Origin of the sequence: Bacteroides sp. 1001136B_160425_E2 (genome assembly GCF_015559655.1) — a bacterium.
GTDB lineage: Bacteria > Bacteroidota > Bacteroidia > Bacteroidales > Bacteroidaceae > Bacteroides > Bacteroides luhongzhouii.
On sequence record NZ_JADMQH010000011.1, the window covers coordinates 54765 to 69731 of the forward strand.

At 43.9% G+C, this 14967-nt stretch carries 8 protein-coding genes and 1 riboswitch; of the genes, 5 read left to right on the top strand and 3 right to left on the bottom strand.

The features are described from left to right. Window positions 1-8: 8 nt before the first annotated feature. Together I2I04_RS12500 and I2I04_RS12505 are read right to left on the bottom strand one after the other, a co-directional pair. A complete protein-coding gene (locus I2I04_RS12500; protein WP_195655145.1) occupies window positions 9-2051 on the bottom strand; it encodes a TonB-dependent receptor plug domain-containing protein in 2043 nt (680 codons plus the stop codon). A 182-nt stretch (window positions 2052-2233) separates the two neighbouring features. Next, a riboswitch (cobalamin riboswitch) is annotated at window positions 2234-2434 on the bottom strand. A gap of 454 nt (window positions 2435-2888) precedes the next feature. Beyond that, window positions 2889-3833 (bottom strand): DUF5106 domain-containing protein, encoded by a 945-nt coding sequence (locus I2I04_RS12505; protein WP_195655146.1) that lies wholly within the window; start codon window positions 3831-3833, stop codon window positions 2889-2891. A gap of 123 nt (window positions 3834-3956) precedes the next feature. Here I2I04_RS12505 and I2I04_RS12510 point away from each other — a divergent pair, with 123 nt between their 5' ends. Further along, window positions 3957-4238 carry a hypothetical protein gene (locus I2I04_RS12510; RefSeq protein ID WP_229126988.1) on the top strand — a complete coding sequence of 94 codons (282 nt, stop codon included), beginning with the start codon at window positions 3957-3959 and terminating at the stop codon, window positions 4236-4238. A gap of 285 nt (window positions 4239-4523) precedes the next feature. Here the strand turns inward: I2I04_RS12510 and I2I04_RS12515 are convergent, their stop codons facing one another. Next, window positions 4524-6227 carry a DUF6377 domain-containing protein gene (locus tag I2I04_RS12515; RefSeq protein WP_195655148.1) on the bottom strand — a complete coding sequence of 568 codons (1704 nt, stop codon included), beginning with the start codon at window positions 6225-6227 and terminating at the stop codon, window positions 4524-4526. A 300-nt stretch (window positions 6228-6527) separates the two neighbouring features. Here I2I04_RS12515 and I2I04_RS12520 point away from each other — a divergent pair, with 300 nt between their 5' ends. From I2I04_RS12520 to I2I04_RS12535, 4 genes are all read left to right on the top strand, one after another. Beyond that, the gene (locus I2I04_RS12520) at window positions 6528-9698 is read left to right on the top strand and encodes a SusC/RagA family TonB-linked outer membrane protein (protein WP_195655149.1); all 3171 of its coding nucleotides are present in this window, start codon (window positions 6528-6530) and stop codon (window positions 9696-9698) included. Between the two features lie 20 nt (window positions 9699-9718). After that, the gene (locus I2I04_RS12525) at window positions 9719-11344 is read left to right on the top strand and encodes a RagB/SusD family nutrient uptake outer membrane protein (RefSeq protein ID WP_195655150.1); all 1626 of its coding nucleotides are present in this window, start codon (window positions 9719-9721) and stop codon (window positions 11342-11344) included. 93 nt (window positions 11345-11437) lie between these two features. Continuing rightward, window positions 11438-13687 carry a beta-glucosidase BglX gene (bglX, locus tag I2I04_RS12530; protein ID WP_195655214.1) on the top strand — a complete coding sequence of 750 codons (2250 nt, stop codon included), beginning with the start codon at window positions 11438-11440 and terminating at the stop codon, window positions 13685-13687. Window positions 13688-13702: 15 nt separating this feature from the next. Then, complete coding sequence (locus tag I2I04_RS12535; RefSeq protein WP_195655151.1) at window positions 13703-14959, top strand: glycoside hydrolase family 5 protein; 1257 nt, start codon at window positions 13703-13705, stop codon at window positions 14957-14959. Window positions 14960-14967 lie beyond the last annotated feature (8 nt).

The window sequence follows — 14967 nt, forward strand, 5'->3', positions numbered from 1 at the left end:
TATAATAGTTAATATCTTATTTTTATTGTAGCCCTTACGGATCGTCCGGGCATTGGGAAGTATTTCACAATCTCGTAATTCTTATCCATCAGGTTCAATACTTCCACGCTGAGAGAGGTCGTGATTTTTCTGATCTGAAAATCACGGCTTGCAGAAATGCTGTGGTCGCTATAGCTATCCAATCTGTTTTCGGCAATGTTTTGTCCTAATGCATAGCGTTTTCCGGAAAAAAGGAATGAATAAGACAGATTGATCCACGGTGTTTCGACGCCTGCCTGTCCCGAAGCGGAGACGCGGGGAGTGTAAGCTATTTGATGTTTGTATGTCGATTCATACGTGCTTGGATCGGGTGGGGTAACGTCTAATGCTCGTTGGTATGTGTAGTTACCCGAGAGGTTGATGCGGATTTTTTCCCAGGGTTGGAGGGAGAGACTTCCTGTAGCATCAATGCCTTTGATGTCAACTTCACCCAGGTTTTTCATGCTCCATACGGCAAGGTTCTTGGTAGGATAAGCGATGATTTTATCTGTAACCTTATTATAATAAGCATCGACGGTTGCTGACAAATAGGGTAGGAATGGGCATACATTCTTGCTGTATGTCAGTCCGATGTTGTATTGTTTGGCTTTTTCCGGCTTTAGTTGGGTATTGCCTACTTCTTCGTAATATAAGTCGTTGAAACTTGCCAGGCGGAAAATATCTTTATAGAAGAAGCGTACACGGAATTCTTCATGATGAAAAGGTTTGAATGCGGCACTTACGTAAGGGGTTAGTTTACGGTGATTGCCGGCACTGCCGCCTTTCTTTACATCTTCATTGATAACGGTTGCCAATGCGGATGCGGAGATTGTTAACCAGTCATTCACGTATTTGCCGGCGAATGCCGTTAGCCATGAATAGCGCGTGGGATGTACAAAGTTGTTTAGATCGGCGTTCATGGTGTTGATGCTTCCGTCGGTGGAAAGAGAGAATGAGAGGTTGCTCAACAGTCTGTATAGTACAGAAGCGGAAAGGTAATATTCCTGCTGATAATAGCTGTTTTCCGTTTTCTTTAAAGAGTTCTTGGTATCGGGGTCCAGATAACGTTGATAGCTCCAATTCCACTTGGCAGAGGTTTGGAACACCCATTGCTGACTGAATTCTTTCTTGTATTGACTTTGTATGAAAGTGTTTTTATCCCACAAGTGTTGTGTGGAGTGGTCGTTATAGAAGGTTGTAGCTTTGGGTAGTCCCCGGGAGGACTGGAAGTAGTAGGCTTTCAACCGCCATTGTTCTTTATCGGAGAAGTTGCCGTAAAGTCCGGCTTCAGCACGGAATGTCTGTACGTCTGTATTTTTCCGTTTCTCACGTGAGGACAGATCTCCTTCTGCACTTCCATAGCGCAGTGTATATGGATAATGTCCGTCAGAGGACATCCATTCGCCACTGACTGACATGCTCCATGTTTTATTGAATTGTTGTTCCAGCAGGAGGGAGGGATTGACTAATCCCCAGGAACCTGTTTTGAAAGCTCCTGCTACGTTGGTCTTTTTGTCCTTCGTGAATAGTGGGGTAAGTGTCTGGATATTCAGTATGCCTGCTGCTGCAAAGAAGCGGGCAGGTTGGAAGATATTATCGCTTTGTCCGTTGTTTAGAGAAAGTCTGTCAACATTATCGAGCGAGAAGCGACCTATATCAATTTGGCCTGTTTGGCAATCGGTCAGGGTAATTCCGTCATAGCCGACAGCGGTATGTTGGGCTCCCAGGCTTCGTATGGATACTGTTTTCAGTCCGCCGATGCCTCCGTAATCTTTTACAGTCACTCCGGCAAAGTGTTTCACCGCGTCGGAGACTTGCAGGGCGTGCAGGTTTTTCAGGGCGTCTTTGGAGAAGACTTGCAGGGGAGCGGTTGAGCGTACTTCGCGGGTCTGATAGATATCTGATACTGTTATTTCGGGAATAGAATATGTATGTGTCGTATCTACCTTTTGCTGTTGTGCAAAAAGTGGTATGGATAAGAATTGGCAGCTGAATACTGCAAAGATCACTTTATTAAATGTTCTTTTTTTCATTTATTCCTTTTTCAGTATGTTGTTGTTTATAAGTGTCCGGGCGAAATCCCTTCGACCGGACACGCATAAATAAACTTGGCAGAGTTTATTCGTTTTAACACACTTTCTCTGAATCAGAGTGATGAATGAAATGATAGACGACTTGTCCGGTTCATTAGACTCAACGCTTTTTCCTCGAAAGCAGTGAAACTTATTTGCATGGTAGGTCTTCTGACTTATTCCTGTTACAAACGCCTTCCCGGATTGGTCTCCAGTGGCAATGAGTGAATTGCTTGTAACTTGTATGGAACTTACAGCAGCGGGACTGTTCAGGACTTGCACCTGATTCCCTTTTAATTGCTTCCCCCGCATGGGAGTCGCAAACCAATGCGCGACAAAGATAGGGAGTTTATTTGTTTTTTCCAAGGGGATGTTCTTTTTCTTTCGTCTTGATACGAAAGAGAAAGAACCAAAAAGAAAGGATCAAGGCTGCGTTTTTTCAGCTACTCCGGTGCTTCCTCCGGCTAAAGGGCAGAAACTCGCTACGCTCAAACAGTCTGCCCTTTTTGACGCCGAAGAAAACACCTGCGCTTGACGCTGAAAAAACGAGGCCGGGGAGGCGTGTGGGGTGGGTGTGAGGTAGGCGTGAGGTGGGTGTGAGGTGGGGGGAGGTAGGTTGGTTGTTGGTGGGGGAGAGTCTTTTGGGAAATGGTGACGCTATCCGGTGTAAATAGTGACGGTATATGGTAAGGATACCGTTAGTATCTTGAGCATATACCGTCACTATCTTTTCTATGTTAATCAAGCGGCCTATGTTGGCTTATATGCTGTATGTCAACAGGGATTTCTTGTGTATGTTTATTTATTGCTTTTCATTAGCAGGTATTCTTCAACAGCTTGTGCGGTGGCGTCTTTTAAGAGCACAGTTTTTTCCTTGTTGAGAAGGTAGAGGGTGGGGATTGCTTTCAAGTCGTATAGTTGTTGTTCTTTGATGGCGAGTTTCTTGTCGTATCCGTTGATCCATTCTTTGGGGAATTCATTCAGGTGGTTTCGCCATTCGTCCAGTTCTTCGTCAGGATAGACGGAGAGGACTGTTAGTTTCTTTTGTTCCAGAAGTTGGTTGATGATAGGGGCGTTTTTCAGAGCGTCTATCGTTTCTGTGCAGGCATGGCAACCTGGGTTGTTGATGAATAGCAGGATGTAATCCGTTTGTTGTTGGTAGAGGGAACCTTGCGCGCCGGAGGCCAGCGTGTAGTTGAAGTTCAGGGCTTTGGTGCCGATGCGGTTTTTCTGGGCCAATTCCCGGCGGGCTTTGGGACGTACTTTTTCTATTTCCTCTAGCAGGGGGGAAGTTAACATAGCATCTAATACGGGGATGTAGAATTCTTCGTTACGCATGGGGGAGTTGGGGTCGTAGAGATATTTATCAGCCAGATCGGTGATGTAGGTGAATACCTTTTTGTCTGCGTTCGTTCGCTCGATTGTTTTCCGCATGGCTTCTTGTGCGGTTTCCAAAGGGACATGATTCAGTATGTCGCAATAGTCTGCCCAGGCTTGCTCGGTTATTTCGGGGTGGTGGATGTAATTGGTGTCGGCGAAGTTGACATGATCCCAATAGTGTTTCACTAAAAAATCTGCTCGTTGTTCGGGAGCTGTCATCATTGTGGGGATGGCAGGCAGGATGAAGGTTGTAATAGTATCCCGGGGCGCTTCGTTTTCACATTGATTGGAAGCGTTTCCACTTTTACAGGCACAAAGAAGGAGAATACACAAAGTAAATAGGATATTTATATTCGTTTTCATGACTTGCTATTTTTCATTTAACTTATATATGTGCATTGAAGTATACATGTATTGAAGACAAAGATAGCTTTCTTTTTATTTTTATCAAAAAAATCATCTTTTTTTCAGTTACCGGAGTTTCAAATGGTGAATTTGGGAAGTTCGGGAAAGGATGAGCTGGAAAGAGGATCATGTTCTGTTTTTAAGATTTCCATCGAAAAAGAATACTTCAACATGATTAAAACAGAAGAGAAATTGCATAAACAAATGCAAGAATATGCAGAAACTCCGGCTTATTTTGTATGTTTTAGCGAGGAATATGCACTTTGGGGGGTAAGTAAAGCTTCCATTTCTTACCGATATAGCTTTGGTTTCTCACCGATGAACCTTCTGTTTCTCACCGACAAACCTTTGGTTTCTCGGTGAGGAAGCTGCGAAGGCATAAAAAGGTCCCTTTTTTGAGCTGGTTGGTTTTCGTCGGGTGATAAAAGGAAAATGGCAAAAAGACCGTATACCGATGATTTGTCTTTCCAAAAGAGTCGTATGTTGGTAAATTACTTTTGTGTTGAAAGAAAAACGTTCTAAAATGTAAAATATAGGATTCCGCTGAAGGAAAATGCTACGCATTTAGGTAATCTTCCGCACGGTGATCCAATCTATTGTATTCTCGTGTGTTTTAATATTCCTTTTTTAAGAAAGTATGTACAGTGGTCATTCTTGCATTTTGCCCAGACTCTTCACTGTATTGGCGAACTCATCTTTCGGTACAATGGCTTTGTTTCGTGTCTTCAGTCGGTTGTTGTAGACCGTCTGCGGAGAGCAATGTAAGAATTCGGCTATCTTTACGCTATCGTTAATTCCCAGACGTACCAGCGCATATATGCGTAGTTCGGTATTCAGTAATTCTCCATCTTTTAGTAAAATCTGCTCGTCGGGATGCAGCAGGGCGTTGAAGTCTTCGACAAAATTGGGATAGACATGTAGAAAGATGGCGTCGAAGTTATGGTAAAGCTCTTTCAACTCATTCTGTGCCATAATCGGAGAGTCTGTCAATTCTTTTATGTCATCAAATTGTTTGGCTTTCATTTTCCTGTTAATACTTTTACGGAATTCGTCCAGCTTGCTGATATAGTTGGAACAGATGGAAAAAACGTAACCTATATATTCTTCCTTTACATAATTGGATTCGCGAAGTTGGGCGTTTGTTTCTTTCAACTGTTCATTTAACGACTGTAACTGGGCGTTTGCTTTTTCCAACAGTTGATGGGTTTCCGACAGTTCGTCCACATGTTTGTTCAGCAACAGATTGCTTTCATTCAGTTGGGAGCGTGAATATGCCAGTCGCTTCATTTGCATATAGATATAGAGAATGGCAATCAGTAAGATGATTGAAAGAATACTGACCAGAAACAAGAATGTATGCAAACGGGCTTCCTGTCGGATATTTCTTTCTTGATAGGTCCGATGAATGGCGTCTTGTGTTTCCGAAATGCCGATAACACGTACCCGGTTACGATAAAGTTGGGCGTTTTGGAGGCAGTAATTAATATAGGTATAGGCACGGTCTATATCATTCAGTTCATACAATGTTTTTGACAGCTCTTCCAGCGAAGCAATGTCCTTGTTTGCTGTTTTCACATCCGCCATTGCCGAATAAATCATATATTTCAAATACTCGTTTTGTTGATTGCTATCCTGATAAAGGCAGGCTAGGATATAGGCATTCATTGCATCACGTCGGGTTTCCAGGGATGACCTCTCTACTTCATTCAAGAGTTCTTTCTTTATGGATTCCGTATCAGTGCTTCCCAGAAATTTCCACCCTTTGTACCATAAATAGAAAGGGTCTTGAGGGGTGATATAGGCATAGATAGAGTCTTTATATGCTTTTTCTTTCTCATAATATCCTTCACGGATATTTGTATTGTCATCTCCTGAATACTGTCCGAAATGGGAGTACAGATACATCAACTGTCCGTAATATTCCACTTTCAGTTCAGGGGTGAGTAATTGGCTCGAAACATTGCGTAATTCATCTAATGCCTCCTTCAACAAACCGGTAGCGGCCAGAAGAAAAGACTTCTTGATTTTCCACTCCGCTTTCCATTCTTTTTTATTTAGCTTGTCGGCGATGTCCAGATTCTGGTCTACATAAATCATGGCGGAATCGGAATTATAAACGAAATATTCATCGTAATACATCTTGTTCAGCCAATAGCGTTCTTCTGATGTACGGATATTCCGTCCCTGATTATGGAGTTGGTTTATTTTGGCCTCTTTAGCAGCGACGAAGTCATCCTTTCGCGCGATTAAAGAATCTAATTTTGATAGAAGAGACTCAATTTCCATATTATGGGAGTCAGCAGACAAAAAGGTAGAAGTAAATAAAAGTAATAAGGTAAACAGATGTTTCATTGTACTATATTTGGTTAGACGTACAAATATAAGTCAATCCTTTTAAATATGGCGGATGTTCTTTAGGAAAAAGTTAGGTTATATAATCGTTTGATGATGAATACCTCTTCCCGTTTTATTTATTAAAGTTTACTTTTTGCTCTCTTCTTTTTAGAGTAATACGTTAATAATTAGATTATTATCAAAAATGGTGATTTACTTTTGCGCTTTACCTGCTCATACAGGCTATATGTACTTGTTTTATCTTTGCGTTGACAAAAGTCATAAGAAATTTGAGTGTTAACTTTAATATTTTGTGTTATGAGAAATGATTTAAAAAAGACGCAAGCGTTCAGATATATGTTATCTGTCGGATGCTTGCTGTTTTTCTTTTCTATCGGTATGTTTGCCCAGCAGACTGTGAAAGGAATAGTAAAAGATGTAACCGGTGAGCCCATTATCGGTGCGAGTGTATTGGTAAAAGGTACTAATAACGGTACTATTACTAATCTTGATGGTGCTTTTTCTCTCTCCAATGTAGAAGAGGGGGTAGAGATTGAAATAACCTACGTAGGTTATCTTCCGCAAATTGTGAAAGCTACTATCGCTCCGCTCAACATTATTTTACGGGAAGATACGAAAACTTTGGATGAGATAGTAGTGATTGGTTATGGTACTCAGAAGAAGAGTGTGGTAACGGCCTCTATTGCCAAGGTCTCTTCCGAAGATTTGAGCAGAACATCTCCCACACGTGTGGACAATGCGTTGAAAGGTCTGGCAGCCGGTGTTCAGGTCACTACCCTCAATGGTCAGCCGGGAGCGAGCTCAAGAGTACGTGTGCGTGGTATTGGTACTATCAACAACTCCGACCCGCTTTACATTATTGATGGTATGCCGGTAGACGGTGGTATTGATAATATCAATCCCGCTGATATTGCCAGTATCGAAGTATTGAAAGATGCAGCTTCCGGAGCCGTTTATGGGGCTCGTGCGGCAAATGGTGTTGTTCTCGTTACTACAAAGAAAGGTAGTATCGGCAAAACTAAAGTGAGTTATGACTTCTCTTATGGATGGCAAAGTGCATGGAAGAAGCGGGATATGCTGAATGCTACCCAATATGCTACATTGATGAATGAGGCTGCCGATTATGCAGGCGAGTCTCCCCGTTTTGAACAGGTTGCTTCTTTAGGTTCGGGCACCAATTGGCAGGACGCCTTGTTCTATGATAATGCTCCGGTCCAGAATCACCAGTTAAGCATCAGCGGTGCTTCCGAGAAGGTAAATTACTATTTTTCATTAGGATATTATGATCAGGACGGTATCATTGGGGGAAACTACGATGCTTCCAACTACCAACGTCTGTCACTGCGTAGCAACACAATGTACACGCTGTTTGACGAATCGGAACAACGTAATTGGCTGAAAAAGATGACATTCTCTATGAACATAGCTTATTCTCGCGTGAATAGTGTGGGGGTCACTGCCGGCAGTCTGACCGGATCTCCGCTCGGCGACGCTTTGTTCATGGATCCTACCATGTCCGTTTACGCTAAAGATGAAAGCGAACTTCAGAATTATGACCGGAATACTTATGGTGACCCTATCTACGACAAACGTAGCGGACAGTTGCTTTCCATGCCGAGCAGTGATTTCAATGAACTTGCAAATCCGCTTGCAAGACTTTCCTTACCCTATGAAAAGAATAATTCTGATAAGATTATCGCTACTTTGGCTGCCGAACTAAGTGTTTGGGATCATTTGAAATATAAATTCTCTTGGGGTTCCGACCTCGCATTCTGGGGAAAAGACGGATGGAATCATCCTCACTATCTGAATAAAAATGCTACGAATGACAAATCGAAAGTGTGGTCTGAAATGAATCGTGGCTATACGTGGCAGATTGAGAATGTGTTGACGTATGACAAAACGTTTGGTGTTCATTCTTTTGCGGTTGTGTTGGGGCAGTCGGCCAAGAAGTATACAGGACGCGGATTAAAGGGCGATGCAATGGATATGATTGAATATATTGGGGACAAGGCAAACTTGGATTTCACAACCGGTTTGCAGTCTGCAGGTAAACGTAATGCCACCGGTGGGGCATTTGACCCGACAACGTTGGCTTCCTACTTCGGGCGGTTGAGCTATAACTATGATGAACGCTATATGTTACAGGTTACTGTGCGTCGTGACGGTTCGTCTAACTTCGGTCCTAATAACAAATGGGCTACCTTCCCTTCCGTATCTTTAGGATGGAACATAACAAATGAAAAGTGGATGGATCAACGTCCATCATGGTTGACTAATACAAAACTGCGCCTCTCTTGGGGGAAGAACGGTAACGAAAATATCGGAGCTTTCCGTTATATGGCCAATGTAGCTATCGGCAACAACTATGTGTTCGGCACTCCGGGACACCAGAGCATCGTCATGGGTAGTAAGCCGTCCGGCACTCCCAATAAGGACTTGAAATGGGAAGAATCGGAACAATATGATGCCGGTCTGGATTTCGGCTTCTTCAACAATGCTTTGACTTTCACGGTGGATTATTTCTACAAGAAGACGAATGGCATGCTGAAGGAAATGAGTATTCCTTCTTACTTGGGTGAGTCCAAGCCTTGGGGCAACGTTGGTTCGATGAAGAATGAGGGAGTTGAACTGGAATTGGGGTATAAGTTCAATAAAGGTGACTGGAACTTCGGAATATCCGCTAATGCCAGCTATCTGAAAAATGAATTGATTAATCTGGGGAATGCCGATGGCTTTGAGATGTATGACAATGTTCACCAGATTGGTAACGTATCCCGTGCGGAAAACGGAATGCCATATCCTTATTTCTATGGTTATAAAACAAACGGTATCTTCCAGAACAAGGAGCAGATTGATGCTTACGTGAATGATAAAGGGCAGAAGCTGCAGCCCAACGCAGTGCCGGGTGACGTAATCTTTGTAGACTTTGACAAGAACGGAGAGATCAATGATAAGGATAAGACAATGATTGGTAAGGGAACTCCTGATTGGACATTCGGTTTGAACCTCAATGCTTCCTGGAAAAATATCGACTTCAGCATGTTGCTGTCAGGTGCTATGGGGCAGGAAATCATGGACGTAACCCGTCGTCTGGACTGCCGCTATGTGAATCTTCCCGCAGAGTTTATGAATCGTTGGCATGGTGAAGGAACTTCCAATACAATGCCTCGTTTTTCTTGGGCAAACAACAATGATAACTGGCGTGTTTCTGATCTTTATGTCCATAATGGTTCTTACGCACGTATCAAGAACATTCAGTTGGGTTATACATTGCCGTCCTACCTGACTCAGAAGATCTTTATTCAGAAGCTTCGTTTCTATGTGGCTGCCGAGAACCTGCTGACAATGACTTCTTATAAAGGTCTGGATCCGGAACTCAATGGTGACGAACGTTCCAATGGTATCGACCGTGGTTACTATCCTCAGGCGCGTACCTTTACCGTAGGTGTTAATCTTAATTTTTAATGAATATAAAGCATACAGATATGAAAAAGTTTACATTATATAGCTTCGCCGCTCTGGCTTTGATGCTGGGTACAGCATCTTGCGGCGACGACTTCCTGTCAGTTGAGCCTTCAAGCAGCTTGCCCATTGACGGATATTATACTACAGAATCCCGAATGATGGAGTCAGCAGTGGCTGCTTACGATCCGATGCAATGGTATGACTACTTTGGTGGATGGGCACCCTTGAGCTTGGTATGGGACTCTATGGCCGATGATATGTATGTCGGTGGCGGCAACACATCCGACCAGTCACAGATTCACCTGATTTCCCAGTACAAGTCCGATCCCCGTAATAATATCGATGGAGCGTGGACAACAAGTTATTCAGGTATCAATCGGTCTATCCGGTTGATTGATAATGCGAAGGATTCAGATCTATCCGATGATAAAAAGGCTCTTTTTATAGCCGAAGGCCGTGCGATGCGTGCCTGGTATTATCTTGTTCTTTGGAAAACATGGGGCAATATTCCTTTTTATGAAGAGAACTTGACCAGCCTTCCTTATCTGGCAGATCAATTAACTGTAGATCAGGTTTATGAAAAGGTGGTTGTCGATTTGGAGAGCGTGCTGGACAGTGAAGTACTTCCGATGAAACAACCCGACGAATGGGCCGGACGTATGACGCAAGCTGCTGCTTCCATGATTTACGCTGATTATGTGATGTACCAGAAAGACCAGTCTCGTTACGGAAAGGCTTTGGGATATATGAAAGCAATCATCAATTCGCACAAGTATGACTTGGTTAAAAATTATAATGATCTTTATGCGCTTGATAAGGAATGGAACGAAGAAATCATATTTGATGTAAATTATATAGCTAAAGGAGGTAAACGTACTTGGGGGAATGCCAATTTTACAGGTGGTACTGTATATCCTGAAATGATTGGCATTGATGGCTTGACTATCAAATGTGCAGAGGGGCATACTCCTGAATTTACAAGCGGCTGGGGGTTCGGCTCTGTTTCTAAAGAAGTGTATGACGCTTTTGAAGACAATGACCGTCGCCGCGATGTTGCCATTCTTAATCTGGATAAATATGCAAGGGCGAAATTCGCAGAAGGGGATACCGTCACTTATGGTGGTCGTTATCAGAACACCGGTTACTTCCTGCGCAAATACCTGCCCCGTCCGGGTGATACGGAAGGCAGTGTAGGTGATGCCGGTTTGAACCATGATGAAAATCTTCATCTTTACCGTTATGCCGAGACATTGCTCAATGCGGCTGAACTGGCTTTGGCTACCGGTGACGGTCTTGCGCAAGATTATTTCGATCTTGTCCGTGAACGTGCCGGTGTAGCTTCTATCCCTGTTACCGTGGATAATATCATTAATGAACGTCGACTTGAATTTGTGGGTGAGGGAAAACGTTATTTCGACCTTGTCCGCTCCGGAAAGGCTGCTACTGTACTCAAAGCCGGAGCCGGTGTGGTTCTACGGACTAAGCGTACCTATAATTTTGACAAGGATCAGTGGGAAGGTGAAAATACTTGGGGTGGACAGGCTGTCCCGGAACGTGTTGACTGGACAGAAAACAAGAAATACATTCCTATTCCTCAGAGTGAAATAGAAGCTGCACAAGGCTCAATTACGCAGAATCCATACTAATTTAATAAGTATATTTCCTTAGAATGCCTTGCTTGTGCCACGCCTTTGACGCGATATGAGCAAGGCATAATCAAATTAGAAGAATAACATATGATGAAACATTTCAAACTGTCTTCTGCCTGTTTGCTTATGCTTTCTTTCTTTGCTTGCACACCGCAAGCTGGTAGTGAGAAGGATAGGGACATAGACAATAAGGTCGAAGAACTGCTGGGTAAGATGACTTTGCAGGAAAAAATAGGGCAGATGAATCAGTTGAGTCCGAATGGAAGCATTGATCAGATAGCCGGGGTGATAAAAGAAGGAAAAGTGGGTTCTCTGTTGAATCTGACTGACCCTGAATTGGTGAATAAAGTGCAGGAAATAGCTGTGAAGGAATCCCGGTTGGGGATTCCTGTCCTGATGTCGCGTGATGTGATTCATGGATACAAAACTATATTTCCTATTCCATTGGGGCAAGCGGCAACCTTTAATCCCCGAATAGCAGAGGACGGAGCCCGCATAGCCGCTGTTGAGGCATCTGCCGATGGTATTCGCTGGACTTTTGCTCCGATGATTGATATTTCCCGTGATCCGAGATGGGGACGTATGGCGGAAAGTTGTGGCGAAGATCCTTATCTGTCTGCTGTGATGGGAGCGGCGATGGTTAAGGGGTTTCAGGGGGATTCTCTGGACGATCCGACAGCCATAGCGGCATGTGCCAAGCATTTTGTGGGTTATGGTGCCGCTGAAGGTGGCAAGGATTATAATTCGACATTCATACCGGAACGTGAATTGCGCAATGTCTATTTCCCTCCTTTCGAGGCGGCTGCCAAGGCAGGGTGTGCCACGTTCATGACTTCTTTTAATGATAATGACGGAGTGCCTTCTACCGGTAATTCCTTTATATTAAAAGAGGTGCTGCGTGGAGAATGGAATTATGACGGCGTAGTTGTGACGGATTGGGCGTCGGCTACCGAGATGATTGCGCACGGTTTCTGCAAAGATGCGAAGGAAGCGGCTGAAAAGTCGGTCAATGCAGGTATAGATATGGAGATGGTAAGCGGTTCCTTTATGGAAAATCTGGAGACTTTGGTAAAAGAAAAAAAGGTTTCGGTAGCTACTATTGATAATGCAGTTCGTAATATCTTACGTTTAAAGTTCCGCTTAGGGTTGTTCGATAATCCTTATGTGATATCAGATCAAACAGTAAAATATGCGGAAAGTCATTTGGCGAAAGCGAAAGAAGCAGTAGAGCAGTCGGTCATCTTATTGAAGAATGATAACGAGGTTCTTCCTTTGGGGGAGATGGTGCGTACGGTTGCTGTAGTCGGCCCGATGGCGGATGCCCCTCATGATCAGATGGGTACGTGGGTGTTTGATGGTGAAAAGGAACATACACAGACTCCGCTGAAGGCATTGCGGGAAATGTATGGAGACAAGGTTCAGATTATTTATGAACCGGGATTGGCCTATAGCCGCGACAAACAGACTTCGGGTATAGCAAAGGCGGTGGCAGCAGCCCGGCGGGCGGATGTGGTACTGGCTTTTGTCGGTGAAGAATCTATTCTGTCGGGCGAAGCTCACTCCTTGGCTGATTTGAATTTACGTGGAGCGCAATCGGAATTGATTGAAGCGTTGGCAAAAGCCGGTAAACCGCTGGTGACGGTGGTTATGGCAGGTCGTCCGCTCACTATTGGTAAAGAAGTGGATGAATCGGCTGCCGTGCTTTATTCCTTTCATCCGGGAACGATGGGTGGTCCGGCTATTGCAGATTTACTGTTCGGCAAGGTTGTTCCGAGTGGGAAGACTCCGGTTACTTTTCCGAAGATGGTGGGACAGGTCCCTGTTTATTATGCGCATCATCACACGGGACGTGCTCCCAGCGGCAAGGAAACATTGATTGATGATATTCCATTGGAAGCCGGGCAGACCTCGTTGGGTTGCACTTCTTTTTATATGGATGCAGGTTTTGGTCCTTTGTTCCCCTTTGGTTACGGATTGTCGTATACTACTTTTGCCTATGATGTGTTGGAATTATCGGCTGATAAATTGGCGGCAAATGCTACATTGACGGCGAGAGTGAACGTGACGAATACCGGAAAGTATGCCGGAACAGAAGTTGTCCAGCTCTATGTGCAGGATAAGGTGGCTTCTGTAGCCCGTCCGGTGAAGGAGTTAAAAGGTTTCCAGCGTGTCACTTTACAGCCGGGAGAGACCAAGACTGTAACTTTCTCATTGCCCGTCAGTGAATTGGCTTTCTGGAACATTGATATGAAGAAGGTGGTGGAGCCCGGAGAATTTAAGTTGTGGTTGGGTACAAACAGTGAGGAAGGACTTTCCGCTGATTTTGAAGTAATAAATTAATTGTTAGAAATAGGTATGAAATATATAATTTATGTATTATTGTTTGTGGGGGGATTTGCTTCATGTCAGCAAAAACAGGCGCAGCAACAGGAAATTGCGCCTGCTCCTGAAGCATTCGTGCGTGTGTCCGGACAGGACTTGATTCAGCCGGACGGCAGCAAACTATTTATTAAAGGTACGAATCTGGGTAACTGGTTGAATCCCGAAGGATATATGTTCGGCTTCAATAAAACTAATTCCGGACGTTTCATCAATGAGATGTTTTGTCAGATGGTAGGTCCGGACTTTGTGACAGAATTTTGGAAACAGTTTAAAGACAACTATATCACCCGCAAGGATGTGGAATTTATCGCTTCTACGGGGGCAAATACCATTCGTCTTCCTTTCCATTATAAACTCTTCACTGATGAGGACTATATGGGGCTGACAGGGAGGCAGGACGGATTTGCCCGTGTGGACAGTGTCGTGAACTGGTGTCGTGATAATAATCTTTACCTGATTCTGGATATGCACGATGCTCCGGGCGGACAGACAGGTGATAATATTGATGACAGTTACGGTTATCCCTGGCTGTTTGAAAGCGAGGTAAGTCAACGGTTGTTCTGTGATATTTGGAAGGAGATTGCCGATTATTATAAGAATGAGCCTGTTATATTGGGATATGAGTTAATCAACGAGCCTATCGCTCCCTATTTTGAAAATATGGAAGAACTGAACGCAAAGCTGGAACCTCTGCACAAGCGTGCGTTGAAAGCTATTCGTGAGGTGGATAACAATCATATTGTCCTGATCGGAGGAGCACAGTGGAATGGTAACTTCAAGCCGTTCAAGGACGCTGCTTATGACGATAAACTGATGTACACTTGCCATCGTTACGGAGGTGATCCTACAAAGGAAGCTATCCAGACTCTTATTAATTTCCGTGACAGTGTGAACCTGCCGATGTATATGGGTGAAATCGGTCACAATACTGATGAATGGCAGGCGGCTTTTTGTAAGGTGATGGAAGAAAACAACATCGGGTACACGTTCTGGCCGTATAAAAAGATAGATGGTTCTTCGTTTATGGGTATCAAGGTGCCGGAAGGTTGGGAGCAAGTAGTTGCTTTCTCGGAAGCACCTCGCGCTACTTACAAAGAGATACGGGATGCACGCCCTGATCAGGAGGTGGCAAAGAAAGCGATGTCGGCATTTATAGAGAATAGTAAATGTGAGAATTGTATGCCGCAAACGGGTTATATCCGTTCGCTGGGCTTGTGGGTTAATAAATAAAAAATGGA

Bases quoted from the DNA above. Each gene is read 5' to 3' on its own strand.
- I2I04_RS12515 (WP_195655148.1), bottom strand. From the start codon at position 6,227: ATGAAACATCTGTTTACCTTATTACTTTTATTTACTTCTACCTTTTTG.
- I2I04_RS12520 (WP_195655149.1), top strand. From the start codon at position 6,528: ATGAGAAATGATTTAAAAAAGACGCAAGCGTTCAGATATATGTTATCT.
- I2I04_RS12510 (WP_229126988.1), top strand. From the start codon at position 3,957: ATGGTGAATTTGGGAAGTTCGGGAAAGGATGAGCTGGAAAGAGGATCA.
- I2I04_RS12525 (WP_195655150.1), top strand. From the start codon at position 9,719: ATGAAAAAGTTTACATTATATAGCTTCGCCGCTCTGGCTTTGATGCTG.
- I2I04_RS12500 (WP_195655145.1), bottom strand. From the start codon at position 2,051: ATGAAAAAAAGAACATTTAATAAAGTGATCTTTGCAGTATTCAGCTGC.
- bglX (WP_195655214.1), top strand. From the start codon at position 11,438: ATGAAACATTTCAAACTGTCTTCTGCCTGTTTGCTTATGCTTTCTTTC.
- I2I04_RS12505 (WP_195655146.1), bottom strand. From the start codon at position 3,833: ATGAAAACGAATATAAATATCCTATTTACTTTGTGTATTCTCCTTCTT.
- I2I04_RS12535 (WP_195655151.1), top strand. From the start codon at position 13,703: ATGAAATATATAATTTATGTATTATTGTTTGTGGGGGGATTTGCTTCA.